This is a genomic window from Kitasatospora purpeofusca, assembly GCF_034043715.1.
GTDB lineage: Bacteria > Actinomycetota > Actinomycetes > Streptomycetales > Streptomycetaceae > Kitasatospora > Kitasatospora purpeofusca_A.
Genome location: NZ_JAXCLC010000004.1, coordinates 154,020 through 179,660, shown reverse-complemented (window position 1 = coordinate 179,660; position 25,641 = coordinate 154,020). Strand labels below are relative to the sequence as shown.

Sequence of the window (25,641 nt, the reverse complement as noted above, 5' to 3'; positions counted from 1 at the left end):
GAGGTCGGGTGCGGTCCGAGGGGTTATCCCGTCCCCTGGACGCCCGGAAGGGGAGGCGCACCCCCGTGTCGCCTCCCCTTCCGGTCCCTGCCCGGCACCTTGGTGCCGGTTCGTCAGCATTCGCGCGGGCGGACGGTCCGCCGCTGGAGGCGGAAGCCCACGTTCGGGCGCCAGCCGGTGCGCTTGGCACCCTTCGCCTCGCGGACCAGGCGCTCGTGCTCGGCCTGGGCCCGGAGCTCCAGGCCCTGCTGCTTGATGAGCTCGTACTCGATCACGGTGTTTCCCCTCGTGGGTTTCGGTGTCTCTCTCGTTCTGAGGTAAAGATTCCTCTCCCAGGGGGGTCGGCCGCATCGGCAGCCTGCCGGATGTTCCGGGCCCCGACCGCCTTAGGCCCGGGGCCCCGGGCACGGCAAAGGCCCGGTCCTACCCCTTATGAAGGGTAAGACCGGGCCTTAGTCGTCTAAGTCGCCCTTAGAACGCCTTAGACGCCTTGGAAACTCAGGCAGAAACGCCCAGCTTCTCAAGGATCAGATCCTTGACCCGGGCCGCGTCGGCCTGACCGCGGGTGGTCTTCATGACCGCGCCGACCAGCGCGCCGACCGCGGCGACCTTGCCGTCGCGGATCTTGGCGGCGATCGCCTCGTTCTCGGCGATGGCCTGGTCCACGGCGGCACCGAGCGCGGAGTCGTCCGAGACCACGGCCAGGCCGCGCTGCTCGACGACCGCGTCCGGCTCGCCCTCGCCGGCCAGCACGGCCTCGATGACCTGGCGGGCCAGCTTGTCGTTCAGCTTGCCCTCGGCGACCAGCGCGGCGACCCGGGCGACCTGCGCCGGGGTGATCGGCTGCTCGGCCAGCTCGGTGCCGGTCTCGTTGGCCCGGCGGGCCAGCTCGCCCATCCACCACTTGCGGGCCTGGTCGGCCGGGGCGCCGGCGGCGATGGTCTGCTGGATCGGCTCGACGGCGCCGGCGTTCAGCACCGACTGCATGTCCTTGTCCGTCAGGCCCCACTCGGCCTGCAGCCGGGCCCGGCGCACCCGGGGCAGCTCGGGCAGCCCGGCGCGCAGCTCCTCCACCCAGGCACGGGCCGGCGCGATCGGCACCAGGTCCGGCTCCGGGAAGTACCGGTAGTCCTCGGCGTTGTCCTTGATCCGGCCGGCGGTGGTGCTGCCGTCCTCCTCGTGGAAGTGCCGGGTCTCCTGGACGATCGTGCCGCCGTCGGTGAGCACGGTGGCGTGCCGCTGGACCTCGAAGCGGGCGGCCCGCTCCACGCTGCGCAGCGAGTTGACGTTCTTGGTCTCCGAGCGGGTGCCGAACTTCTCGGTGCCGTGCGGGCGCAGCGACAGGTTGACGTCGCAGCGCATCTGGCCCTTGTCCATCCGGGCCTCGGAGACGCCCAGCGAGCGGATGACCTCGCGCAGCTCGGCGACGTACGCCTTGGCGACCTCGGGGGCGCGCTCGCCGGCCCCCTCGATCGGCTTGGTGACGATCTCGATCAGCGGGATGCCGGCCCGGTTGTAGTCCAGCAGCGAGTGGGTCGCTCCGTGGATCCGGCCGGTCGCGCCGCCGACATGGCTGGACTTGCCGGTGTCCTCCTCCATGTGGGCGCGCTCGATCTCCACCCGGAAGGTCGAGCCGTCCTCCAGCTGCACGTCGAGGTAGCCGTTGAAGGCGATCGGCTCGTCGTACTGCGAGGTCTGGAAGTTCTTCGGCATGTCCGGGTAGAAGTAGTTCTTCCGCGCGAACCGGCACCACTCGGCGATCTCGCAGTTCAGCGCCAGGCCGATCTTGACGGCCGACTCCACGCCGATCGCGTTGACGACCGGCAGCGAGCCGGGCAGGCCCAGGCAGGTCGGGCAGACCTGGCTGTTCGGCTCGGCGCCGAGCTCGGTCGAGCAACCGCAGAACATCTTGGTCTTGGTGCCCAGCTCGACGTGGACCTCCAGGCCCATCACCGGGTCGAACGACGCGAGCGCGTCCTCGTAGGAGACCAGGTTCTTGACGCTCACAGCGTCCCCTTCACTAAAAGTCTTCGGTGGTGCGGGCCCGGCCTGCACCTCGGGTGCAGGCCGGGGCCTCACGGGCTGGGTCAGCCCAGCAGGACGTCGTCGTCGCCGAGTCGGCGCAGCTCACGGACCAGCAGGGCGGTGCCGGTGACCAGGGCGGCGGCGCCGACCAGGGCGTTGACCAGCTTGAGCGTGTCGCTCTCGCCGCGGGCCTTGCGCACGTCCTTGACGATGGAGACCGCGCCGAAGGCGCTGGTGCCGATGGACAGCCAGAGCCCGGGCTTGGAGTGCTTCCACCCCTTCAGCGATGCCGATTGGGCCTTGGCGTTCTCGATCTTGCTCACAGTGCCGGTGCCTCCTCCAGCAGGGTGTGCCCCCACTTGTCGTTGAGTGCGGCCTCGACGGCGCCGCCCACGCGGTACAGGCGGTCGTCCGCCATCGCGGGTGCGATGATCTGCAGGCCGACCGGGAGATTGTCCTCCGGGGCCAGCCCGACCGGCAGCGACATGGCCGCGTTGCCCGCAAGGTTGGACGGAATCGTGCACAGGTCGGCCAGATACATCGCCATCGGGTCGTCGGCGCGCTCTCCGATCGGGAAGGCGGTGGTCGGCGTGGTCGGCGAGACCAGCACGTCCACGCCCGCGAAGGCGGCGTCGAAGTCGCGGGAGATCAGCGTCCGCACCTTCTGGGCCGAGCCGTAGTAGGCGTCGTAGTAGCCCGAGGAGAGCGCGTAGGTGCCCAGGATGATGCGGCGCTTCACCTCGGGGCCGAAGCCGGCCTCACGGGTCAGCGCGGTGACCTCCTCGGCCGAGCGGGAGCCGTCGTCGCCGACCCGCAGGCCGTAGCGCATCGCGTCGAAGCGGGCCAGGTTGGACGAGGCCTCGCTCGGGGCGATCAGGTAGTACGCCGGCAGCGCCAGGGTGAAGGACGGGCAGGAGACCTCGACGACCTCGGCGCCCAGCTCGCGCAGCAGCTCCACCGACTCGTCGAAGCGCTGCATCACGCCGGCCTGGTAGCCCTCGCCGGAGAACTCCTTCACCACGCCGATCCGCATGCCGCGCACGTCGCGCAGCTTCGCGGCCTCGACCACGGCCGGGACCGGGGCGTCGATCGAGGTGGAGTCCAGCGGGTCGTGGCCGGCGATCGCCTCGTGCAGCAGCGCCGCGTCCAGCACGGTGCGGGCGCACGGGCCGCCCTGGTCCAGGCTGCTGGAGAAGGCCACCAGGCCGTAGCGCGACACCGAACCGTAGGTCGGCTTCACGCCGACGGTGCCGGTGACGGCGCCGGGCTGGCGGATCGAGCCGCCGGTGTCGGTGCCGATCGCCAGCGGCGCCTCGAAGGCGGCCAGCGCGGCGGCCGAACCGCCGCCGGAGCCGCCGGGGATCCGGGAGAGGTCCCACGGGTTGCCGGTCGGGCCGTAGGCGGAGTTCTCGGTGGAGGAGCCCATCGCGAACTCGTCCATGTTGGTCTTGCCGAGGATCACCACGCCGGCGTCCTTGAGACGCGTGGTCAGGGTGGCGTCGTACGGCGGGATCCAGCCTTCGAGGATCCTGGAGCCGCAGGTGGTCGGCACGCCCTTGGTGGTGAAGACGTCCTTCAGCGCCAGCGGGACGCCGGCCAGCGGGCCCAGCTCCTCGCCCTTGGCGCGCTTCTCGTCGACGGCCCGGGCGGCGCTCAGCGCGCCCTCGGTGTCGACGTGCAGGAAGGCGTTGACCTTCTTGTCGACGGCCCCGATGCGGTCCAGGTGCGCCTGGGCCACCTCGACGGCGGACACCTCGCCCTTGGCGACGGCGGCGGCGGTCTCGGCCGCGGTGTAACGGATGAGCTCGGTCATCGGTCAGTCCTCCCCGAGGATCTGGGGCACACGGAAACGCTGCTCCTCGGCGGCCGGGGCCCCGGCCAGCGCCTGGTCCGGGGTGAGCGACGGCCGGACCTCGTCCGCGCGCATGACGTTGGTCAGCGGCAGCGGGTGGGAGGTGGGCGGGACGTCCTGTCCGGCGACCTCGGAAACGCGGGCGACCGCGCCGATGATCACGTCCAGCTGCTCGGCGAAGTGGTCCAACTCTTCGGCCTGCAACTCAAGACGCGACAGCCGAGCGAGGTGGGCGACCTCCTCGCGCGTGATGCCAGGCATGCAGCGATCCTCAGGGTGAGTTCTGGTGAGGCCCGGATCCGCCTTCCGGCGGCGCCGGGCCCGGGCCGGGAGCCGCCTGTCCGGCGCTCCCGTCCTCGTGGTCTGTGGTCCCCATCCTAGGGGGCACGGGGCGGTCACCGGCCGACGACCGGCGGTGGGACCCGGCCGCCCTCGCGGCGCGGCACCCTCACTGCGGGCGGGTCGGCGCCCAACTCTGCTGCTTGGGCGCCTGGATCTCCAGCTTCGCCGCCTGCGCCGCCTGGATCACCGGCGGCAGCACCGGCTGGATCGCGGGCGGCAGCCGGTCGGCGGCGGAGCCGAGCCGCTCCACCGGCGGGGCGCCGGTGCGGTGCACCCGCAGCCAGGCGGTGGCCTGCTCGGCCGGCAGCGCGGCCGACACCAGCCAGCCCTGCACCGCGTCCACGCCCATGCGGTTCAGCCGCTCCCAGGTCTCGTCGTCCTCGACGCCCTCGGCGACCACGGTCAGGCCGAGCGAGTGGGCCAGCTCGACCGAGCAGCGGACCACCGCCGCGTCGTGGTCGTCGGTGGCCATCCGGGAGACGAAGGAGCGGTCGATCTTCAGCTCGCCGACCGGCAGGCTGCGCAGCCGCACCAGCGAGGAGTGGCCGGTCCCGAAGTCGTCCAGGGACATCCCGACCCCGTAGCCGCGCAGCTCCGCCAGGGTGTCGGCGGCCCGGCGGGAGTCGTCCAGCAGCAGCCGCTCGGTGATCTCCAGCTGGAGCGCGTGGGCCGGCACCTGGTGGCGGACGAGGTGGCCGGCGACCCGCTGGGCGAAGCCGGGGTTGAGCACGTCGCGCGGCGAGACGTTCACCGCGACCTGCACCTGGAGGCCCTGCTCGCGCCACTGGGCGAGCTGGCCGACGGCGGCCTCCAGCACGTAGTCGGTCAGCCGGGGCATCAGCCCGCTGGACTCGGCGAGGCCCACGAACTCGTCCGGGGAGACCCGGCCCTGGCCCGGGCGCTCCCAGCGCAGCAGCGCCTCCAGGCCGACCACCCGGCCGTCGAAGGCCACCTTGGGCTGGTAGTGCAGCTGGACCTCGCCGGTCTCCAGGGCCCGCCGCAGGTCGCCCAGCAGGCCGATCCGGTACGGGGTGTCGGCGTCCTGGGCCTCGTCGTACTGCTCGACCGAGGTGCGGCCGCGCTGCGCGTGCCCCATCGCCACGTCGGCGCGGCGCAGCAGCGACTCGGCGTCCTGGGCGTGCTGGGGGAAGACACAGACGCCCGCGCTGGCCTCCAGCACCAGCAGCAGTCCGTCCAGGCGGATCGGGGCGGCCAGTTCGGCGATCAGCGCCTTGGCCACCTTCTCCAGCGAGTCCGGGCAGCCGATGCCGGGCAGCAGGACGGCGAACTCGTCGCCGCCCATCCGGGCGACCATCGGGCGGCCGCGGTAGTGCCGGGGAAGTCCGGCGAAGACGTCGTCGATGGACTCGCGGGTGGCGCTGCCGGCGGCCCCGCCGGAGCGCAGTGCCCGGTGCAGCCGGCGGGCGATGTGGACGAGCAGTCGGTCGCCGGCGGTATGGCCGAGGGTGTCGTTGAGCGACCGGAAGCGGTCGAGGTCGAGCAGGATCAGACCGACGCTGTAGCCCTCGGTGTGCTCGGCGATCGACTCCTGGGCGGCGAGGAGTAACGCCTGGCGGTTGGGCAGATCGGTCAGCGGGTCGGTGAGCTGGTCGCGCGCCCGGTCGCGGGCGATCCGCCAGGCCGCGACCAGGACGGCCAGCGGCACCGCGAACAGTGGCAGCAGCTCCGGCTCGTAGCGGTAGACCAGCACGGCCAGCGGGATGAGCGGCGCGGCGCCGGCCAGCAGCACGCCGAGCAGCAGGACCGCTCCCGCCACCCCCTGCGGCGGGCGTGTGGGCGCACCGCCGGTCGTACGATCCATAAGCCCAGTCCTCCGTCGGGCCCGCCCCGTCAGGCCGCCTAGCGGTGAGGCACCGTACCGGTGCCGGCAGCCTGCCAGGCATGGAGCGGCCCCGCGGAGTCCGGCTCGGCCGGTACCCCCACCCCTGCTGACACTCTGTTGCGCTCCAGGGTATGCGCGGCTTCACCCGACGGGCAGACTTTCGGACAACCGGACATACGCCACGGCACTCGGTGCCGCACAGTGTCACGATGCCCGCTCTCACTGTGCGGCACCCGATGACGTTGCATCAGGACGATAACAAGCCGGATTCGGGGCTTCCGCGCGCGGGGTCAGCCCTCGGTGGCCTCCTCGGCGAGCTCATCGACGGGCTCCCCGGCGCCGTCCCCGGCGGTCCCGGCGGTGGCCGGTGCCCCCACCTCGGGATCCTTCGCCGCGGCGTCGTCGGCGGCGGTCCCGGCGGCGTCGTCGGTGGCGTCGTCGGTGGTGTCGTCGGCAGCGGTCCCGGCGGTGTCCTTGGCGGCGGCCTTCTTCCGGGCCGGCGCCTTCTTCGCCGGCTCCTCCGGCGGCTCCGGCGGCAGCCCCAGGTGGACCCGGGCGGCGGCCGAGCCCTGCTCCAGCAGGATCGCGAAGCCCGCGTCGTCGAGGACCGGAAGCCCCAACTGAACAGCCTTGTCGTACTTGGACCCCGGATTGTCACCCGCGACCACGAAGTGGGTCTTCTTCGACACCGAACCGGTCACCTTCGCACCCCGCGAGGTCAGCGCCTCCTTGGCGCCGTCCCGGGTGTGCCCGGCCAGCGTGCCGGTGACGACGACGGTCAGCCCCTCCAGGGGGCGCTCGCCCTCCTCCTCGGCGGCCTCCTCGGTGAAGCGGACCCCGGCGGCGCGCCACTTCTCGACGATCTCCCGGTGCCAGTCCACCTGGTACCACTCGACGATCGAGCGCGCGGTGCCCGCGCCCACCCCCTCGGTGGCGGCCAGCCGCTCCTCGCTCGCCGCGAAGATCGCGTCCAGGTCGCGGAACTCCCGCGCCAGGTCCTGGGCGGCGACCGGGCCGACGTGCCGGATCGAGAGGCCGTTGAGGAAGCGCCAGAGCGGGCGGTCCTTGGCCTTCTCGATGTTCTCCAGCATCAGCCCGGTGTTCTTCTTCGGCGCACCGGCGGTGGTGGCGAAGAAGAACACCTCCTTCTCCTCACCGGTCTCGTCGTCCAGCTTCGGCATACCGGTCTTCTGGTCGCGCACCAGCACCTTGATCGGCAGCAGCTGCTCCACCGTCAGGCCGAAGATGTCGCCCTCGTTCCCCACCGGCGCCTCGGCCGGCTCCAGGGGCTGGGTCAGCGCGGTGGCGGCGACATAACCGAGGCCCTCGATGTCCAGCGCCGAGCGCCCGCCGAGGAAGGCGATCCGCTCCCGGATCTGGGCCGGGCAGTACTGGGCGTTGGGGCAGCGCAGATCGATGTCCCCCTCCGCCATCGGCCGCAGCCCGGTGCCGCACTCGGGACAGTGCGAGGGCATCACGAACGCCTGCTCGCTGCCGTCCCGCAGGTCGTACACCGGGCCGAGGATCTCCGGGATCACGTCACCGGCCTTGCGCAGCACCACGGTGTCGCCGAGCAGGACGTCCTTGGCCTTGACCACGTCCTGGTTGTGCAGGGTCGCGTACTGCACCATCGAACCGGCCACCTTCACCGGTTCGGCCAGCACCGCGTACGGGGTGGCCCGGCCGGTGCGGCCGATCCCGACCTTGATAGCGGCGAGCTTCCCGGTGACCTCCTCCGGCGGGTACTTCCAGGCGATCGCCCAGCGCGGGGACTTCGAGGTGGAGCCGAGCCGGCCCTGGAGGGCGATCTCGTCCACCTTGACGACCACGCCGTCGATCTCGTGCTCGACCGAGTGCCGCTGCTCGCCGAAGTGCGCGATGAACTCCCGCACCTCCGCCAGCGTGCCGACCACCCGGTTGTGCCGCGCGGTGGGCAGGCCCCACCCGCGCAGCAGGTCGTAGGCGTGCGACTGCTTGTCGATGTCGAAGCCGACCCGGGCGCCGATCCCGTGCACCACCATGTGCAGCGGGCGGGAGGCGGTGATCAGCGGGTCCTTCTGGCGCAGCGAACCGGCCGCGGCGTTCCTCGGGTTCATGAACAGCCGGATCATCGCCCGGGGCCGCTTGCCCTCCTTGGCACGCTCCTCGTTCTCCAGCCGGCGGCGCTCGTTCTCCTCCGCGAAGGAGGCGTTGAGCGCCTCGAAGGCCTCGGTCGGGAAGTAGACCTCGCCGCGGATCTCGACCAGCTCGGGCACGTCGTCGCCGGCGAGCCGGTGCGGGATCTCCTTGATGGTGCGGACGTTGGCGGTGATGTCCTCGCCGACCCGGCCGTCGCCCCGGGTCGCCGCCTGCGTCAACTGGCCGTTCTCGTAGGTGAGGTTGACGGCCAGGCCGTCCACCTTGAGCTCGCACAGGTAGTGGTACTCGATCCCGGCCAGCTCGCCGGCGACCCGCTCGGCCCAGGCGGCGAGCTCCTCGTCGTCCATCGCGTTGTCCAGGCTGAGCAGCCGCTCCCGGTGCTCGACCGGGGCGAACAGCAGGGTCGGCGCACCGCCGACCCGCTGCGAGGGCGACTCCGGGGTGACCAGGGCGGGGTGCTCCGCCTCCAGCCCCTCCAGCTCGCGCATCAGCGCGTCGAACTCGGCGTCGCTGACGACCGGCGCGTCCTGCTCGTAGTACCGGGCCCGGTGGTCCGTGATCTCGGCGGCCAGCTCGGCGTGCCGCTTGCGCACCTCCGCCGGAACGTCCTCCCAGCCCTCGACAGCCACCACCGCAAGCCCTCCGTCAATCTCTCATTCCGGGTTGTCCACCAGGCTCCGGGCCGCGCTCACACTGAGTGACAGCGCCCGGCGCGCGTGGTCCGGGGAGGCCCCGGCCAGCCCGCAGGTCGGCGTCACCAGTACACGGCGGCCCAGCAGCTCCGGGGAGAACCCGAGCCTGCGCCACAACGCCCTGACACCCTGGACACTACCGGCCGGGTCCGACAGTGCCGTTGATTGAGCGAGCGCCCGCTCGGTGGAGGGGACGACGCCCGCGAGGATCATCGTGCCGGCGTCGACCGCCTCGCCGAGCTCCTCGTCCTCACGCTCGGTCAGCAGCGAGAAGTCCAGCGAGACGCCCGCGGCGCCGGCCCGGCGCAGCAGCGGCAGCGGCACCCCGGGCGCGCAGCAGTGCACCACCACGGGTACGTCCAGGGCGCCGATCACGTTCCGCAGCGCCTCCTCGGCGCGCTGCCGGTCGACGGCGCGCAGCCGCTGGAAACCGCTCGCCGTCCGCACCTCGGCGGCCAGCACGGCGGGCAGCGAGGGCTCGTCGAGCTGGAGCACCAGCTCCGCCCCGGGCACCCGGCGGCGGACCTCGGCGAGGTGGCGGCGCAGGCCCTCGGTGAGCGAACCGGCGATGTCCCGGCAGGCGCCGGGGTCGGCCAGCGCCTTCTCGCCGTACTTGAGCTCGATCGCGGCGGCCAGCGTCCACGGGCCGACCGCCTGCACCTTGAGCGCGCCGGTGTACCCCTGGGTGAACTCCTCCATCGCGTCGAGGTCCTCGCCCAGCCAGGAGTGGGCCCGCCGGGTGTCCCGGCCCGGACGGTCGGCGAACCGCCAACCGCTCGGCTCGGTCTGCGCGAACAGCTCGACCAGGAGGCCGGCGGACCGGCCGATCATGTCGGCGCCCGGCCCACGGGCGGGGAGTTCGGGGAGGAACGGCAGGTGCTCCAGCGCGCCGGTGGAGGTCCTGGCGGCCTCCCGGGCGTCGGTGCCGGGCAGCGATCCGACGCCGGTGGCGGCGCCGATCAGTTCGGGGAAGGGAAGTCCGTTGCTCACGCCGGAAGCCTATGGGTTCGGGAACGCCGACGGCCCCGGCACCGGGCGCGGGGCTCGGTGCCGGGGCCGTGGGTGCGGACCGGGTGGCGGTCAGTAGCTCTCGCTGCCGCCGTCGTCGACCACGAGGTGCACCGGCGCACCGCTGGCGTTGTGGAGCACGACCGTCCTGTTGGCCGGATCGACCGGGACCACGGCCTGGTTGGCGACGGTCTGGCCAGCCTCGAAGTTGAGCGTGGAGGTGTCCGGGACCGGGCCGACGCCGGAGTACGCCGTGAGGTGGCCCGCGGCTCCCGGCTCGGTCACGGTGACGTTCAGGGTCGCCGAGGCCGGGTAGCTCCCCGCGCCCGCGAAGACGGTCAGGGAGCCCCAGGCCGGGACGGTGCCCGCCGGGCGGTAGTAGGGGCGCCCCCAGCTCAGGCGGGTGTCCATGATCCGGGTCGGCCCGCCCGGGTAGAACGCGATCCGGCCCTCGGCGCTGTGGTAGCCCACCAGGTCCGCGATCAGGTTCACCGTCCCGCCGGAGCGGTTGTGGAAGGACACCTTGCCGTCCTTCACCGGCACCGTCACCAGGTTGGCCACGGTCCGGCCGGCCGTCCAGTTGAGGTTCGAGGTGTCCGGCGCCGCGCCACCGTGCGGGTACACCGTCAGATGGCCGTCGTCGCCCGGGTCGGTCACGGTGACGTTGACCGTCACCGCCGTGACGCCGGTCGACGGCACCCCGGCGGTGCCGGCCAGCGGCAGTTCCAGCGTCCCGTTCGGCGCGACCGGCTGGGCCGACGGCACCCCGATCGGCGCCCGGGTGTCCAGCACCCGGGTCGGGCCCTGCGGGTGGAAGAGGTCGCCCTTCGGGCTGTAGTAGCCCGCCAGGTCGGCGATCAGGTGCACGGTGCCGCCGGAGTGGTTGTAGAACGACACCTTGCCGTCCTTCACCGGCACCGTCACCTGGTTCGGGACCGTCCGGCCCGCGACCCAGTTGAGGGTGGAGGTGCCCGGCCGGTCCTGGCCGTGCGGGTACACCGTGAGGTCGCCGTCCTGCGTCGGCTCGGTGGCCGTCACGGTCATCGTCACCGCGGTGACACCGGTCGCCGGGACCCCGGCCACTCCCGTGACCGCCAGGTCGAGCGTCCCCCCGGCCGGCACCGCCCGCGCGGACGGGACGCCGATCGGCGCCCGGGTGTCCAGCAGCCGCACCGGGCCCGCGGGCGTGTACGCGCTGCCCACGCCGAGGAACTCCTGTGCGCCCCGGTCCCGGGTGCCCTGGCCGGTACCGGTGTTGGGCAGCGTCGGGTCGTCCACCGGGGCCTTGCCCTGGCGGTCGGTGGCGAGCATGCCGGGGGCGTTCTCGTCGGCCGAGTCGATCAGGTGGTTGAGCGGCCGGTCCGGCCCCCGCCAGAAGGTCGTCGGCGACACGAAGTCGTGCGCGCCCTGACCGCTGGCCGCCGTGAACGACGGCTGGTCGGCGTACTCGGTACCGGCCCACTTGTACGGTGTGCCGCCGCTGCGCGAGTCGACGACGTTGTAGTCCGCCCTCGTCCCGGCGACGGCGCTCGCGGCGACCGTGATGCCGGTCGCCGGATAGCTCCAGGTGTCGCACGGCGAATCGGTGTCGCGCCCCGCGTTGACCGCGTTGTTCTCGACCGTGGCCCCGACCGAGGCACCGGTCAGCACGATGCCCGGGGAGCAGGACCCGAGGGTGCTGTTGGCGACCACCACGGTGTTCGGGGCACTGTCGACCAGGACGGCCGGGTGGTCCTCGCCGGTGCTGGAGATGATGGAGTTCGTGCTGACGACGGTCCCGGTCGCACCGCCGTCCACCGTGACGGCGGCCCCCTGCGCGCCCCAGAGAGTGGCCCGGGCGTAACCGACCCGCTGGGAGCCGCCGGTGACCCGCACGCCGGTGCCGCCGCTGCCGCTGACCCCGGTGAACGAGACGTCCCGCGCCCCGTCGGCCAGCACCACCGGCCGGCCGGCGGCCGCCAGGACCTCCAGGTACTCGAACACGACGTGGCGGGCGCCCCGGACGGTGAGGCCGCCCCCGGGGCGGGCGGAGGAGCCGATCACGGCGCTGCCGCCGTAGCCCGGTTCGTACGGCGACGGACCGCGGAAGGTGATCGGCGCCCCGGCCGTGCCGGAGCGGGTGACCGTCAGGTCGGTCTCCTCGTACTCGCCCCTGGCGATCTCGACCGACTGCCCCGGCCCGGCCACCGCCGCCGCGGCGGCCACGTGGCAGTACGGGACGCTCCGGGTGCCGGGGCCGGCGTCGGCGCAGCCGGCCGTGGTGTTGTCGACGTAGAGCGTGGTGACGGCGGCCTGCGCGCCGCCCGCGCCGACGGCCGGCAGGCCGACCGTCCCGAGCAGTGTCGCGCCGACGGCCAGCGCGGTGCGGATTCGGGTGCCGATTCGGGTGCGGACGCTGGTTCGGACGCTGGTTCGGATGCTGTGCATGGAACTCCCCTTGACGGACCCGTGGCCCGACGCCGTGGCCCGATGCCGTGGCCCGATGCCGTGTCCCGTCCGCCGGCCCCGGTCGGCCCCGGAGGACGCACGGATGATGCCACGGGTGGCCACCCCCGAACCGCGGAGGCGCGCACTCCACCCGCGCGCCCCACCACGACGGCCCCGCCACCGAGCGCGAGTGCTCGGTGGCGGGGCCGTGGGGTGCGACGAGGTGGGACCGGTCAGTAGCGCTCGACGCCGTAGCGGTCGACCACGAGGTGCAGCGGCGCGCCACTGGCGTTGTAGAAGGTGACCTGGTCGCTGCCCTTCTTCATCGGCACCACAACCTGGTTGGCGACGGTGTCGCCAGGCGCGAAGTTGAGGACGGACGTGTCGTTCGGGGGGCTGCCCGCCGAGAAAGCCTTGAGATGCCCTTCGGCACCCGGCTCGGTCACGGTGACGTTCAGGGTCATCACGGCCGGGTTGCTGCCCCAGGCCACGTAGACGGTCACGGAACCCCAGGCCGGAACGACACCCGCCGTGCGGTACTGCGGGCGGGCCCAGCTGGACCGGGTGTCCATGACCCGCGCCGGCCCGGCGGTGTAGAAGGCGGCCGTGCCGCCGGCGGCGTACTGGCCGACCAGGTCGGCGACCAGGTGCACGGTGCCGCCGGAGTGGTTGTAGAAGGACACCTTGCCGTCCTTCACCGGCACCGTCACCAGGCCGGCCACGGTCCGGCCGGCCGTCCAGTTCAGGTTCGAGGTGTCCGGCGCCGCGCCACCGTGCGGGTACACCGTCAGGTGCCCCTCCTGCTCCGGCTCGGTGACCGTCACGTTCATCGTCACGGCCGTGGCCCCGGCCGCGTCCGCGACCGGCAGCTCCAGCGTGCCGAAGGCGGGGACGGCCTGGGCCGACGGCACCCCGATCGGCTCCCGGGTGTCCAGCACCCGGACCGGGTCCTGCGGCTGGAAGAGGTCGCCCTTGGTGCTGTAGTAGCCGGCCAGGTCGGCGATCACGTGCACGGTGCCGCCGGAGTGGTTGTAGAACGACACCTTGCCGTCCTTCACCGGCACCGTCACCTGGTTCGGGACCGTCCGGCCCGCCGTCCAGTTGAGGGTGGAGGTGGTCTCCCGCTCGCCGACGAGCGAGGAGGGGCTCGACCAGACGTAGCCGAACGGGCGCACCGCGAGGTCGCCGTCCTGCGTCGGCTCGGTCGCGGTGACGGTCATCGTCACGGCCGTCACACCGTCGGCCGGCACCCCGGCCACGCCCGTGACCGGCAGGTCGACCGTCTCCCCCGGCGCCACGGCCCGTGCCGACGGGACCCCGATCGCCTCCCGGGTGTCCAGCAGCCGCACCGGGCCCACCGGCGTGTACGCGCTGCCGCCGGTACGGTCCTCGTACGCGCCCCGGTCGCGGGTTCCGCTCCCGGTACCGGTGTTGGGCACCGTCGGGTCGTCCTGCGCCGTGTTCCCCTTGAGGTCGACGGTCAGCATGCCGGGCGCGTTCTCGTCGGCCGAGTCGAACTGGTGCTTGGACGCGTCGGGCCGGTTCCGCGCGTCCTGGTACGTGGGTTCGACGAAGTCGTGGGCGCCCTGACCGCTGGCCGCCGTGAAGGCCGCCCGGTCCGTGTACCCGGTGTCGGCCCAGTCGTAGGCGGGCGACCCGCTGCGCGAGTCGACCACGTTGTAGTCGAGCTTGAGACCGGCCGTGGCGCTCCGGTCGACGGTGATGCCGACGGCCGGGGTGCTCGCGTCGCACCGCTCGCCGCGCTCGTTCACGGTGTTGATGACGTTGTTCTCGACCGTGGTTCCGGCGGAGGCACCGGTCAGGACGAGGCCCTTCGAGCAGTCCCCGAGGGTGTTGCTCACCACGACGGTGCCCGGGGCGTTGTCGACCCGGACCGAACTGGACCTGTTCGTGCTCAGCACGGTCCCGGTCGATCCGCCGTCCACCAGGACGTCTGCGACACCGCTGCGGACGGCACTGACCCGCTCGGAGCCGTTGGTGATCCGCAGCGCCGGGCCGCCGGCCAGGCCGACCTCCGAGAAGGACACGTCGCGCGAGCCGTCGACGAGGACGGCCGGGGCCTGCGGTCCGGTCAGAACCTTCAGCAGCTCGAAGCGGACGTGCTCGGCCCCCTTGACGGTGACCCCCCCGCCGGGCTTGTCGGAGGTGCCGAGGTAGGCCCAGCCCGAGTTGTACGGCGCGGGCTGTCCGGCTGTCGGGCCGCGGAAGATGACGGGCGCCTCGGCCGTACCCGAGTGGTCGACGGTCACGGGCTCGAGGTAGGTGCCGTCGGCGATCTGGACCGTCTGGCCGGGCAGGACCGCGGCGGCCGCGGCGGCCACGGTGCAGAACGGCCGGGCCTGGGTGCCCGTCCCGCCGTCGGAGCAGGCGGCCTTCGCCGAGTTGTTGACATAGAGAGTGGTGGCGGCCGCCTGCGCGCCGCTCGTCGTGACGGCCGGCAGGCCGACCGTTCCGAGCAGTGTCGCGCCGACCGCGAGTACTGTGCGAACTCTGGACATGGAACCCCCCTGACAGGCCACCGGCCTGACAACGTGTCAATCCTCTGTGCCGGGAAGGGCCGAGGACGAACGGACGAAACCGAGGACGACCTTCGCCCCTTCGCGGTTCCGCCCGCCGAACACCCGGGGCGCCGGACCTGCCGGCGCCCCGTTCGTGGACCTCCTACCGCCCCGGGCGGACGGTGATGTCGGTGATCTCGGCGTCCCGGGAGGCGTCCAGCGCCGCCAGGATCGCCTTCGCCACCGACTCCGGCTCGATCCACTGGCCGGCGTCGTACGCCCGGCCCTCCTGCTGGTGCACCTTGACCTGCATCGCGGTGGCGGTGCGGCCCGGGTACACCGAGGTGACCCGCACGCCGTTGCCGTGCTCCTCCAGCCGCAGCGAGTCGGCGAGCGCCCGCAGCCCGTGCTTGCTCGCCGCGTACGCGGACCAGTCGGCGCTCGCCCGCAGACCGGCGCCGGAGTTGACGAACACCACGTGGCCCTTGACCAGCCGCACCGAGGGCAGCAGCAGCCGGGTCAGCTCGGCCGGCCCGACCAGGTTGACATTCAGGGTCTCCTGCCAGGCCTTGACCGGCAGTTCGCCGACCGGGGCCAGCTCGACCACGCCCGCCACGTGCAGCAGCGAGTCCAGCTCGACCGGCGGCGCCTGGTGCCCGAGGGCCCAGGAGAGCTTCGCCGGGTCGGCGAGGTCGCCGACCAGGGTCCGCGCGCCGGGGAAGCGTTCGCGCAGCTCGGCGGCGCGGCGGGCGTCGCGGGCCAGCAGCCAGAGGTCGTCCCCGCGCTCGGCGAGACGGGCGGCGAGAACGGCGCCGATGCCGGAGCCGGCGCCAGTGATCAGATGAGAGGCCATGACCGTGATCCTCTCAGCCCTTGAGCTGCTCGAAGACCTGGGCCGGGGCGTCGGCGAAGGTGATCAGCTCGCCCAGCGGGCGGGGCAGGAAGCCCTCGGCGTCCATCCGCTCCAGCTGGGTGCGCAGCCCGGCGTAGAAGCCCTCGGTGTCCAGCACCACCACCGGCTTGTCGTGCAGCGCGTGCTTCTTCAGCTCCAGCACCTCGGTCACCTCGTCCAGCGTGCCCAGCCCGCCGACCAGGACGACCACCGCGTCCGCGCGCATCAGCAGCTGCGCCTTGCGCTCGGCTAGGTCGGCGGTGGTGACCAGCTCGTCGGCCCCGTCGTACGCCTTGTGCCTCAGGAACTCGACGGAGACCCCGACCAGCCGACCCCCGGCAGCCTTCACCCCGTCGGCGAGCAGCCCCATCAGCCCGGCGTTCGACCCGCCCCACACCAGCGTGTGCCCGCCCTCCCCGAGCAGCCGGGCGAACTCGGCGGCGGGGGCGGAGTAGCGGTCGTCGAGCGAGTACGCGGAGCAGAAGACGCAGATATTCATAGTGCCTCCCGGTCTATCACGCCCCCGCACCCCCGCTCACCAGGTTTGTTCGCCGCCCCGGTGCTGGTACGGGACGAGCACCGCCAGGCTCGGCGTGATCGCCGGCACCCGGCCGTCCCCACGGCCGTCCTCACGGACGACCGCCCCGGCGACGGACACCGAGTGGAGCGGCCTCGACCGGCGATTCCCGGTGCGGTCACTCATGCGCAGGCGCATCCGACCCCCGGCCCACCTGGGCATGTCGGTCCGAGAGGACGCCCAGGACGGCGACCAGACCTGTGGCAAGACGGTCCGCGGGGGCGGGCTCCTCGGGGGCCCGCCCCGGCCGGTGGGTCGCCAGGCGGGCGGCGAGCCAGCCCGGGGAGGCCCAGCCGGCCTCGATGGCCATGGTGGTGACCCGGCGCAGCAGGTCGTCGCCCGGAACGGCGCGGGCGGACTCCTGGAGGTCGGGCGGCAGGTGCTCGGTCATCCGCTCCCAGCCCGTGGGGTCGGGCGGTGCGGGCTGCTCGCTCGCGCGCGGAGTGGTACCTGTCACCACAACAGCAACCATCTTCTCTCCCTGGTAAGGGACTTCCTGGTTGAATCCGCACGTGCGGAGCTTCGAGCCTTCACGTGCGGACCTGCCCGAATCCGCACGTGCGGACTTCTTCTCGCCGCAGCGCGGTTGCGGCGGCACCGCACGTGCGGACTTCACCGACTCCGCATGTGCGGGCTTGTCGACGGCGCAGCGGAGTTGCTCCTGCTTGACGCGCCGGGCGTCGGCCCGCAGGACGGCGAGGGCGGCGTCCCAGTCGGGGACGCCGCCCAGGGGCATGGTGACGGCGTAGCCGCGCACCCGGACGCCGGAGGGGCCGTGGACCAGGGCCATGACTCCGGCGGCCTGGGCGGCGCGGTAGAAGCCGGGGACGGAGTCCTTGGAGACCCGGCAGGCGCGGGAGAACCAGAGGTTGGACGGCGGGCGGTGGAGGTTGGTGCCGTCCGCGTCGGCCTTCTGTGCGGCGTGCATGAGGAAGAGGACGAAGGACGAGCCGAGGGACTTCCAGGGCCCGCCTGTCGGGACGCTCTGCATCCACTGCCCAATCCGGACCCGGAACTCGTTCGCGGGCGGGGTACCGGTGGGACGGGTGAGGGCGAGGGCTTCGGTCGTGACGACGTGCACGTTCAGCCTTTCGTGGCCGATATGCGAGCCGGAAGACACCACGGCTGGCATACTGGCCGGTGTGGAATGCGCGTGCGCCGGAACCGCCAAGTTGTAGGCGTACGCGGGAATGGCCACCGCCCGATTGGGCGGTGGCCATTGCAGTTTACGCCAGAAGAGCAGCGAATTTGACGGGCAGTCACAGATCCGCTGCACCGAGTGCTCGCGCATGCGAGCCGCTCGCTACGCAAGGTTGGCCTGCCGCCACGACCTCCACGATCAGATGATCGACCACCTCGCCGCTTGCCATGCAGCGCCCGACCAGCACACCGCCCTGGGATCTGCCGGACGACCTGTTCGGTGACCACCGGGGGCAGAACAACAGCACGGTCCGGCGCACTGCATCTGCGCCGGACCGTGGCTGTGTCGGGGATGGTCAGATGAGATCGAGGTCGAATTCGCCGGCCGCGGCGGCAGCGATGAACGCGGCATGGGCCTCAGCACTGAGGATCAGTGCTGGGCCTTCCGGATCCTTCGAGTCGCGCACATACCGAAGATCGTCGGCAAAGGCGATCTCGACGCAGTCGCCGTTTCCGCCACTGCGACTGGACTTCTTCCACTCGGCCGTCACGGCAGTGGAGTTGGGGACGAAGGTCACTTCAACCTGTCTTTCTGTGCGGTGACGAAGTCGATCGACTGGTCGAGTGACCAGGCCTCGGCGACGATGCCGCGGAACGCTCGATCGAAGACCGTGACCCGTTCGGCGTCTTCGACCCATTCGCTGGTCAGCAGCCCCTCGAGCAGCACAACATCAAGGTCGCTGTCAGGGAAGCCGAGAATGGCAAAGGGGCCGTTCATGCCCTGGTGGACGCCAGTCTCCGAGGGCATCACCTGGATGGTGATGTTGGGGAGTGCTGCGAGCTCAAGCAGCTTTTCCAGTTGCTCGCGCATGGTTTGAGCGCCCCCGACGAGGCTGCGAATCGCTGCCTCGTGGATGACCGCCTGCATCTCCAGCGGCTTGGGCTGAGTGAGGATGGCCTGACGTTCCCTCCGGACTCGGACGCGTGCTTCCAAGTCCTCCGGGGTCGCGCCGATGGCCAGACGGGCGTGGACGGCGCGAGCATAGCCCGCCGTCTGAAACAGGCCCGGAATGAGCTGAACCTGGTAGGTCCGAAACGTCGTGGCAGCCTCTTCCAGGCTGATCTGGTCGGACAGCCACGGCGCCAGCGCCTCGCCGTAGTTGAGCCACCAACCGCGCTTGTTGCCATCACGCGCAACCCTGACCAACGACTCGCGTAGCTGGTCATCACACTCGTACATGCGAGCGAGCGTGTCGACGTCGGCCGGCTTGGCTGCCGACTTGGCCAGCTCTATCCGCGACAGCTTCGCCGAGGTGATGCCAGTGCGCTGCTCGACCTCCTCCAGCTTCAGGCCGCGCTGCTCGCGGATTGCACGTAGCTGGCTGCCGAGTTGGCGTCGGCGAACCGTGGCTGCCGTCATGGATACCCCCATCTCTCCCAATCGGACACTCGAGTGGCCAGTGTGCCCCCTTGGCCGAGCCCACCGCCAGCCGCCCCATGCCTGTGCGCGCGTGACTCGCATCTAGAAATGAGAATTCGCAAACTTCCTCTAGTGACTTGCACTGACATGGGGTCAGCCGCCATCCTGGATGTCACGGATCGCAACTCTCCGCCTCCGGTGAGTGATCGTTCCCGTGGCGCTTGAACATGCCTGGAACCAACGGCGGGCACGCCGTCTCGCCGTGCAGCGCGGCCGGCTGGCCGCTTCCCCGGAAACACACCTGATGCCACCCCTGCTGGCCCGGAGGAACCGTCATGCTCATGATCACGTTTTCACTGCCGGCCGAGACGCGCAGTGCAGGCCAGGCCCGACGGAAGGTCGCTGCCGAACTGGCGGCGAGCGGCGTGCACCTTGGCCAGGACGAGGAGGACGACATCAAGGTCGTGGTCTCCGAGCTGCTCGGGAACGCGGTGCAGCACGGCTGCGGCGGCGACCGCCCTGACATCCAGCTGCCGGTCGAACTGCTACTCACGGACGACGTGTTGCGAATGTCGGTGACCGATCCCACCGCCGTCCTCCCGCTGGCGCGTACCGCCGGCAACGAAGACGAGTGCGGCCGTGGCCTCCAGCTCGTTGCCGCGCTGACCACTGCCCATGGCGCCGAGCAGCTGGACACGGGCAAGCGGGTCTGGGCGGAGATGAAGCTGACCAACACCCCCGTCCGGCCCCGGCCGGACGCTGCCACGGCGGTCGGCGAGGCTCCAAGACCCCTGGTGGCCCGCTTCTCTGCTCCAGCGGGCCACCAGGCATCCGGACACTGCGCACCCGCCTTCTCACCTTCAACGACATACGCCGATGACCACCCCCCTTCCTCGCCGGCGCCGACCAGCGAGAAGAGAACGAGGACAGAGATGCGACGCATCGCCACGTACGGCAGGCCGGGCGCGGGCAAGAGCACCCTGACCGGCATGCTCCAGGAGCAGCTGACCAGCCGCGGCCTGACCGTCGTCAGGATCCGACTCGCCGAACCCCTCTACGCCCTGCAAGGCACGATCTACCACACCGCCGGCCGCAAGCTCACGGGCGCGGAGCAGCAGGACGGCCAGCTCCTCAACGCGCTCGGCGCCCACCTGCGCCGCATCAACCCCACCGCCCTCACCGACGCCTTCGCCAACAAGGTGAACGCCGCGGTGAAGCAGGAGCCGGATGCGGTGGTCCTGTGTGACGACGCCCGTGCCGCCGACATCGACGCGCTCCACGACCTCGGCTTCTCGTTCGTGCAGGTCTGGGCGCCCGACGATCTGCGCGCGCATCGGAAGGCCCGCCGGGGCGACCTCACCCCGGGAGACGAGAACCACCCTACGGAGGCGGCGATCACGATCACGCCGCAGTACCGGGTGGAGAACACCGGCTCGCTGGAGATGCTGCGCGTGCGGGCCGCAGAACTGGCGGCGGAGGTGACCCGATGACCATCCTCACCGGGCCGGAGATCGTGCGCAGGGTGAGGGAGGGCTTGATCACCATCGAGCCGTTCAACCCTGGTCACGTCAACCCCAACTCCTACAACTACCTGCTCGGCCCCACCCTTTGCGTTCACCGCACCCACGCCATCGATGCCCACACCGACCACCCGCTGGACGAGGTCACGATCCCGGATGGCGGCATCGTCCTCGAACCCGGCCGCGTCTACCTCGGCACCACGGTGGAGACGGTGGGGAGCGGGAACGTCGTCCCCCACCTCATCGGCCGATCCAGCATGGGACGCCTCGGCGTCTTCGTGGAGTTCAGCGCGGAGATGGGCAACCTCGGCGCCGTCCACCGCTGGACGCTGGAGATCGAGGCCGTGCAGCGCACCCGTGTGTACGCCGGGGACCGGGTGGGCCAGATCTTCTTCTGCGAGGCGCAGGGCGAGGTGCGCGAGTACGACGGCCACTTCGGCCGTATCAACGACGCTACCGCCCCCCTGCCCGAACTCCTCGCCGCCTCCCGCTGAACGGAGAGAGACCGCCATGCCCATCCTCACCGGACCGGAGATCGTACGCGAGCGCGACCTCGGACGCCTGCGCATCGACCCGTTCAACCCGGCGCAGGTCAACCCGAACTCCTACAACCTCACCCTCGGTCCCACCCTCGCCTTCTACACCTCGCCCGTCCTGGACACCCGCGCGGCGAACGCCTACGAGCAGGTGGAGATCCCGCCGAACGGGATCGTCCTCCAGCCTGACCGCATCTACCTCGGCGCATCGGTGGAGGTGGTGGGCAGCGACTTCCACGTGCCCATGATGGGCTCCCGTTCCGGCTCGGCCCGCCTCGGCGCGTACTCCCACGTCACCGCCGGCCTGATCGACCAGGGCTCCCTCGGCCAGCTCACCCACCAGCTCCGCGTGGTCCAGCCGCTGCGGGTGTACGCCGGGGACTCCCTCGCGCAGGTGATGTTCTTCTCCACCGTAGGCCAGGCGCAGCTGTACGACGGGAAGTACCAGGGCAGCCGCGGGCCGATGCCCTCCCAGATCCACTGCGACTTCCCGGGAGCGGGGGCCGCGGCATGAGGGAGCCGTACATGCTGAACCCTGCGGCCGGCTGCCCGGACCCGCAGGCCGCGCACCTGGTCGCCGCCGCCTACGACACGATCCGAGGTCGGTACGCCGAGGGCTGGCACCAGATCGGGGCGGCGATCATCGCCGCCGACGGGAAGGTGTTCGTCGGCATCCACCTGGAGGCGATGGTCGGCCGGTACAGCGTGTGCGCCGAGGCGGCCGCGCTCGCCGCCGCCCGCCTCCACTCCGACCAGCAGCTCCTGGCCGTCGCCGCCGTCCGGTACCCCAAGCCGTCGGAGACGGCCGCGAGCGCGCGCATCGTCTCCCCTTGCGGCGGCTGCCGGGAACTCCTGCTGGACCACGCGCCCACCATGCAGGTGGTCATCCCCCAGGGCTCACAGGGCGTCTTCGCCCCGCTCCAGAACATGCTGCCGGTGAAGTACGTGGGCACAAAATGGGCCCAACTCCCCACCACCACACCGTAAATGATCAAGCTGTGATCGTTGGTAGCGTCGGCCGATCCGCCGCGCCGCCAGGGCGCGGCCACTTCCTGACGAGAGAGGGTCCCATGGCCCCCCGGACGATCCGCCGAGCCGTCATCCCCGCCGCCGGCCTCGGCTCCCGCCTCCTCCCGCTGACAAAGGCCACACCGAAGGAGATGCTGCCCGTCGGCGACCGGCCGGTGATCGAGCACACCGTCCGCGAGCTGATCTCCTCCGGCATCACCGACATCACCATCGTCGTCTCCGGCGACAAGTCGCTGATCCAGGAACACTTCCGCCCCAACCCCGCTCTCGTCACCCAGCTGCGCGCCGACGGCAAGCAGGCGTACGCGGACGCGGTGGAGGAGGTCGGGGAGCTGTCCCGCCAGGGCCACATCACCTACCTCTACCAGCACGGCCCGTACGGCAACGGCACCCCCGTGCTGAACGCGGCCCGCAACTTCGGCGAGGAGGCGTGCCTGGTCCTGTGGCCCGACGACGTCTTCGTGGCCGACGTCCCCCGCGCGCAGCAGCTGATCCGGGCGTACGAGGCGACGAACAGCCCGGTCCTCGCCCTCATGCCGATGGACCCCGCACACTCCCAGCGCTACGGCGTCCCGATCGTCAAGGAGGACCTGGGCGACGGCTCCCTGCGCATCACCGGCCTGGTGGAGAAGCCGAAGCCCGAGGATGCCCCCTCGCACTTCGCCGCCATCGGCGGCTACGTCATCACCCCCGGCATCGTGGACGAGATCCGCGAGCAGGTCCGCCGCTGGGACGAGAACCCGGACGGCGAGGTCTACCTGACCGACGCCATCAACGCCTACGCCGCTACCCGCGCCGTGTACGGGCAGGTCATCGCCGGCACCTGGTACGACACCGGAAACCCCGGCGCCTACCTGCGCGCCCAGTTCGCCGCCGCCCTCGCGCACCCGGAGTACGGGCCCGACCTGCGCCGGCTCGCCGCCGAACTCGCACCCACCACCGGTACTGAGTAGGCCCGCAGGCCGGCAGCCGGGCCGCCCCCTTGCGGCGGCCCGGCCCGGCCCGGCCTGGAAATGAGGACCCGTTGAGCACGACCAGCCCCGTCGAGGCACGCCCGCACTACCTGGTGCCGGCTCTGGCCGCCACGATCCGCGCCAACCGCGACCCCGGCGACCGGATGTGGTCAGGGAAGGCGGCCGGAGGGCTGACCCTGATCGTCCCGGCTCAGGAAGGGAAGTCCTCCGCGTGCTGAACGCCGACACCACCGCGCCGAACGTCGACACCGCCGTCATCTTCTACCCGCGCGGCGGGAGCGCGCAGGTGGTGCGCTACCTCAACCGCGAGTTGGACCGGCGCGGCTCCCAGACCCTCGTCCACGCGGGATCCCTCGGTCACCCCGGCGACCCCGGCCACGCCCCCACCTTCTACCACGGCCTCCGCCTCCACTCCTACGACTACAACGAGGCGTACGCGAAGTTCATGGCGGGGAAGGACTCGCAGGCCGGCCCGCGGCCCTTCCACCCGTCGTACGAGGACCGCTCGATGCCCGGCCGCAGATGCCCCGACCCGATGTTCTCCGCCACCGCACCCCCCGCTGCCGCCCGCCTCGCCAACGCCTGGACCGACCACCTGCGGGGCCGCTCCACCAGCCCCGACGTCCTCCACCTCCACCACCTTTCCCACCTGCAGACCGCCGCCCGCCGCGCCTACCCCCACACGCCGCGCGTCACCACCCTGCACGGTACGGAGATGAAGCAGCTCCAGGGGATCCGGGAGCGCCTGGCCCTCGCCGAGCACCTGCAGACCACCGTCGACGCCCTCGCCGTCACCCTCGACCCCGAGAACCCCGACCGGCCCGCCACCCTCCACCGGCTCACCCACGAACACCAGCTCGACGGCGACCAGCAGCAGCTGCTCGCCGGCACCGACTGGGGGAAGTGGCAGTGGTCGCGGTACTGGGACCGGGCCGTCGCCACGGCCGTCCGTCACGCCGGACGCATCATCTGCGTGTCCGAACACGACCGCGACCTCGCCCGCGAGCTCTTCCCCCACCTCGCACACACCGACGTCCCCGTCATCACCAACGGCGTCGACACCACCCGCTTCCGCCCGGCCGAGCTGAGCGACGAGCAGCGCCTGGCCTTCCTCCATCGATGGCTCGTCAACGACCCGCGCGGCTGGGCTGAGGGCCAGAAAGCGGGGAGCATCCGGTACGAGGCCGGCGACCTGGAGCGCCTGCGCGACCCCCGCACCGGCCACCTTCGCCCCCTCCTCCTCTGGGTCGGCCGCTTCCTCGACTTCAAGCGCGTGCCCGTCCTCCTCCGCGCCTTCGCGCAGTTGAGCAAGGAACTGCAGACGCCACCGGCACTCCTGATGTGGGGCGGCTACCCGGGGGAGTGCGAGGGGGAGCACCCGCAGGAGATCGCCCGGCGGCTCGGTATCGAGCAGGACGTGTACTTCGTCGGCTGGCGCGGCCACGACGAACTCCCCGCCGGCCTCACCACCGCCGACCTCATGGTCGCCCCGGCCGTGCGGGAGCCGTTCGGGATGGTCTACATCGAGGCGATGGCGGCCGGGTGCCCGCCGATCGCCACTGCCACCGGCGGCCCGGCCCTCACCATCACCCCCGACGGCCCCGACGCCAACGGCTGGCTCGTCCGCCCCGACGACACCGACGACCTGGCAGCCGCGATCAAGCAAGCCCTCGTCGACCCGTCGGAGCGAACGCGCCGGGCGGCGACCGGCGCCGCGCACGCGGCCCGCACCTACGGCTGGTCCTACGTCGCGGACCGGTACATCACGGAGTACGAGACAGCGATCGCGAACGGAGACGGGCGATGAAGAAGCCGACGGCAGTCCTGTTCGACCTCCACGGCCTCTTCCAGCACTTCACCAACGACGGCGCGGCGCGCGGCGAGGCCGCCGCCGGGCTCCCGCCCGGCACCATCCCCACCTACGCCTACCACCACCCCGACTACGAGGCGGCAAAGGTCGGGTTGATCACTGACGAGGAGTGGGCGCGCGGCGTCGAGCGTCGCCTCGTCACCGACTTCGGCCCTGCGGCCGCTGCCGCTGTCCCCCCGTGGCGCGCCGACCGGGGCTACGCAAACCCGCTCATGATCAACCTCCTCGGCCAGGTGATGGAGGTGGTGGAGGCCGGCATCCTGTCGAACTTCACCGACGCCATGCACACCGACCTTGCCCGACACGGCATCGTCCCCCACCACGCCTACTGCTCCGCCGACCTCGGCATCACCAAGCCGTCGCCGTTCGTGTTCCGGGAAGCGGCGGACCGGATGGGCATCCCGCCGCAGGACATCCTCTACTTCGACGACGAGATCACATTCGTCGCCGGAGCCCGCATCGCCGGTCTGAGCGCCGAGCTGTTCACCACCCCACAGGCGTGCGCACGGCGGCTTCGCACCCTCGGCATCCCCGTGCACCTTGAAGCCAAGGGCTGAGCGACGCCGGCCCCGCTCTCTCGGTCATGTGTTGTGGCTGCTTGTCCGACCGAACACACTCGCTGACCTCCCGCCCGTGCCGCCGAGCCGGCGGCACGGGCGGGACACCGAGAGGGCGGGGCGCTCACCTCGGACCAGCGGCTCTCCTTCGAGGCGGTCCCGCGTGAGCTGTTCCTCCCGGACCACCACGTACCGGTGGTGGGCCGGCCAGGGCCGCCCTGGGTACGAGCGGTTCGGCCTGCCCGTCACCCCGGACGGGTCGTGCCTCTGGCTGGACTC

The 25,641-nt window shown here is 71.9% G+C and carries 24 protein-coding genes; 8 read left to right on the top strand and 16 right to left on the bottom strand.

Going from position 1 to position 25,641, the window contains the following annotated elements:
- Positions 1-113: 113 nt before the first annotated feature.
- From SM793_RS03825 to SM793_RS03750, 16 genes are all read right to left on the bottom strand, one after another.
- Positions 114-275: a hypothetical protein gene (locus SM793_RS03825; protein ID WP_320436541.1), complete on the bottom strand. Its 162-nt coding sequence runs from the start codon at positions 273-275 to the stop codon at positions 114-116.
- A gap of 223 nt (positions 276-498) precedes the next feature.
- Entirely contained in the window at positions 499-2,007 is a 1,509-nt protein-coding gene (gene gatB, locus SM793_RS03820) for an Asp-tRNA(Asn)/Glu-tRNA(Gln) amidotransferase subunit GatB (RefSeq protein WP_320436540.1), read from the bottom strand.
- Between the two features lie 80 nt (positions 2,008-2,087).
- Positions 2,088-2,348, bottom strand: a complete 261-nt coding sequence (locus SM793_RS03815; RefSeq protein ID WP_369826134.1) for a hypothetical protein — start codon at positions 2,346-2,348, stop codon at positions 2,088-2,090.
- Positions 2,345-3,838 (bottom strand): Asp-tRNA(Asn)/Glu-tRNA(Gln) amidotransferase subunit GatA, encoded by a 1,494-nt coding sequence (gene gatA / locus SM793_RS03810; protein ID WP_320436539.1) that lies wholly within the window; start codon positions 3,836-3,838, stop codon positions 2,345-2,347. Before gatA ends, SM793_RS03815 begins: the two co-directional genes overlap by 4 nt.
- A 3-nt stretch (positions 3,839-3,841) precedes the next feature.
- Positions 3,842-4,138: an Asp-tRNA(Asn)/Glu-tRNA(Gln) amidotransferase subunit GatC gene (gene gatC / locus SM793_RS03805; protein ID WP_030302932.1), complete on the bottom strand. Its 297-nt coding sequence runs from the start codon at positions 4,136-4,138 to the stop codon at positions 3,842-3,844.
- 187 nt (positions 4,139-4,325) lie between these two features.
- Complete coding sequence (locus tag SM793_RS03800; protein ID WP_320436538.1) at positions 4,326-6,041, bottom strand: bifunctional diguanylate cyclase/phosphodiesterase; 1,716 nt, start codon at positions 6,039-6,041, stop codon at positions 4,326-4,328.
- A 311-nt stretch (positions 6,042-6,352) separates the two neighbouring features.
- The gene (gene ligA, locus SM793_RS03795) at positions 6,353-8,830 is read right to left on the bottom strand and encodes an NAD-dependent DNA ligase LigA (protein WP_320436559.1); all 2,478 of its coding nucleotides are present in this window, start codon (positions 8,828-8,830) and stop codon (positions 6,353-6,355) included.
- 24 nt (positions 8,831-8,854) lie between these two features.
- Positions 8,855-9,883 (bottom strand): methionine synthase, encoded by a 1,029-nt coding sequence (locus SM793_RS03790; RefSeq protein WP_320436537.1) that lies wholly within the window; start codon positions 9,881-9,883, stop codon positions 8,855-8,857.
- 90 nt (positions 9,884-9,973) lie between these two features.
- The gene (locus SM793_RS03785) at positions 9,974-12,328 is read right to left on the bottom strand and encodes a hypothetical protein (protein ID WP_320436536.1); all 2,355 of its coding nucleotides are present in this window, start codon (positions 12,326-12,328) and stop codon (positions 9,974-9,976) included.
- Positions 12,329-12,561: 233 nt separating this feature from the next.
- A complete protein-coding gene (locus tag SM793_RS03780) occupies positions 12,562-14,847 on the bottom strand; it encodes a right-handed parallel beta-helix repeat-containing protein (RefSeq protein WP_320436535.1) in 2,286 nt (761 codons plus the stop codon).
- Between the two features lie 163 nt (positions 14,848-15,010).
- Positions 15,011-15,700, bottom strand: a complete 690-nt coding sequence (locus tag SM793_RS03775) for an SDR family oxidoreductase (RefSeq protein WP_320436534.1) — start codon at positions 15,698-15,700, stop codon at positions 15,011-15,013.
- A 13-nt stretch (positions 15,701-15,713) separates the two neighbouring features.
- Entirely contained in the window at positions 15,714-16,238 is a 525-nt protein-coding gene (locus SM793_RS03770; RefSeq protein ID WP_320436533.1) for a TIGR00730 family Rossman fold protein, read from the bottom strand.
- 36 nt (positions 16,239-16,274) lie between these two features.
- Positions 16,275-16,442 carry a hypothetical protein gene (locus SM793_RS03765; RefSeq protein ID WP_320436532.1) on the bottom strand — a complete coding sequence of 56 codons (168 nt, stop codon included), beginning with the start codon at positions 16,440-16,442 and terminating at the stop codon, positions 16,275-16,277.
- Complete coding sequence (locus SM793_RS03760; protein WP_320436531.1) at positions 16,435-17,397, bottom strand: hypothetical protein; 963 nt, start codon at positions 17,395-17,397, stop codon at positions 16,435-16,437. The genes SM793_RS03765 and SM793_RS03760 overlap by 8 nt, the downstream gene beginning before the upstream one ends.
- A 415-nt stretch (positions 17,398-17,812) precedes the next feature.
- Entirely contained in the window at positions 17,813-18,034 is a 222-nt protein-coding gene (locus tag SM793_RS03755; protein ID WP_320436530.1) for a DUF397 domain-containing protein, read from the bottom strand.
- Entirely contained in the window at positions 18,031-18,876 is an 846-nt protein-coding gene (locus tag SM793_RS03750) for a helix-turn-helix transcriptional regulator (RefSeq protein WP_320436529.1), read from the bottom strand. Before SM793_RS03750 ends, SM793_RS03755 begins: the two co-directional genes overlap by 4 nt.
- A gap of 341 nt (positions 18,877-19,217) precedes the next feature.
- Between SM793_RS03750 and SM793_RS03745 the strand changes: the two genes are divergently transcribed.
- The 8 genes from SM793_RS03745 to SM793_RS03710 all read left to right on the top strand — a co-directional run bounded on the left by SM793_RS03745 (position 19,218) and on the right by SM793_RS03710 (position 25,362).
- Complete coding sequence (locus SM793_RS03745) at positions 19,218-20,366, top strand: ATP-binding protein (protein ID WP_320436528.1); 1,149 nt, start codon at positions 19,218-19,220, stop codon at positions 20,364-20,366.
- Positions 20,363-20,890 carry a dCTP deaminase domain-containing protein gene (locus SM793_RS03740; RefSeq protein WP_320436527.1) on the top strand — a complete coding sequence of 176 codons (528 nt, stop codon included), beginning with the start codon at positions 20,363-20,365 and terminating at the stop codon, positions 20,888-20,890. The genes SM793_RS03745 and SM793_RS03740 overlap by 4 nt, the downstream gene beginning before the upstream one ends.
- 16 nt (positions 20,891-20,906) lie before the next feature.
- The gene (locus SM793_RS03735; protein WP_320436526.1) at positions 20,907-21,446 is read left to right on the top strand and encodes a dCTP deaminase domain-containing protein; all 540 of its coding nucleotides are present in this window, start codon (positions 20,907-20,909) and stop codon (positions 21,444-21,446) included.
- Positions 21,447-21,457: 11 nt separating this feature from the next.
- Positions 21,458-21,919 (top strand): hypothetical protein, encoded by a 462-nt coding sequence (locus SM793_RS03730; RefSeq protein ID WP_320436525.1) that lies wholly within the window; start codon positions 21,458-21,460, stop codon positions 21,917-21,919.
- An 83-nt stretch (positions 21,920-22,002) separates the two neighbouring features.
- Positions 22,003-22,914: a UTP--glucose-1-phosphate uridylyltransferase gene (locus SM793_RS03725; RefSeq protein WP_320436524.1), complete on the top strand. Its 912-nt coding sequence runs from the start codon at positions 22,003-22,005 to the stop codon at positions 22,912-22,914.
- A gap of 71 nt (positions 22,915-22,985) precedes the next feature.
- Positions 22,986-23,153, top strand: a complete 168-nt coding sequence (locus tag SM793_RS03720) for a hypothetical protein (protein WP_320436523.1) — start codon at positions 22,986-22,988, stop codon at positions 23,151-23,153.
- Complete coding sequence (locus SM793_RS03715) at positions 23,147-24,742, top strand: glycosyltransferase family 4 protein (protein WP_320436522.1); 1,596 nt, start codon at positions 23,147-23,149, stop codon at positions 24,740-24,742. The genes SM793_RS03720 and SM793_RS03715 overlap by 7 nt, the downstream gene beginning before the upstream one ends.
- Positions 24,739-25,362 (top strand): HAD family hydrolase, encoded by a 624-nt coding sequence (locus tag SM793_RS03710; protein ID WP_320436521.1) that lies wholly within the window; start codon positions 24,739-24,741, stop codon positions 25,360-25,362. The genes SM793_RS03715 and SM793_RS03710 overlap by 4 nt, the downstream gene beginning before the upstream one ends.
- The last annotated feature ends 279 nt before the right edge of the window (positions 25,363-25,641 follow it).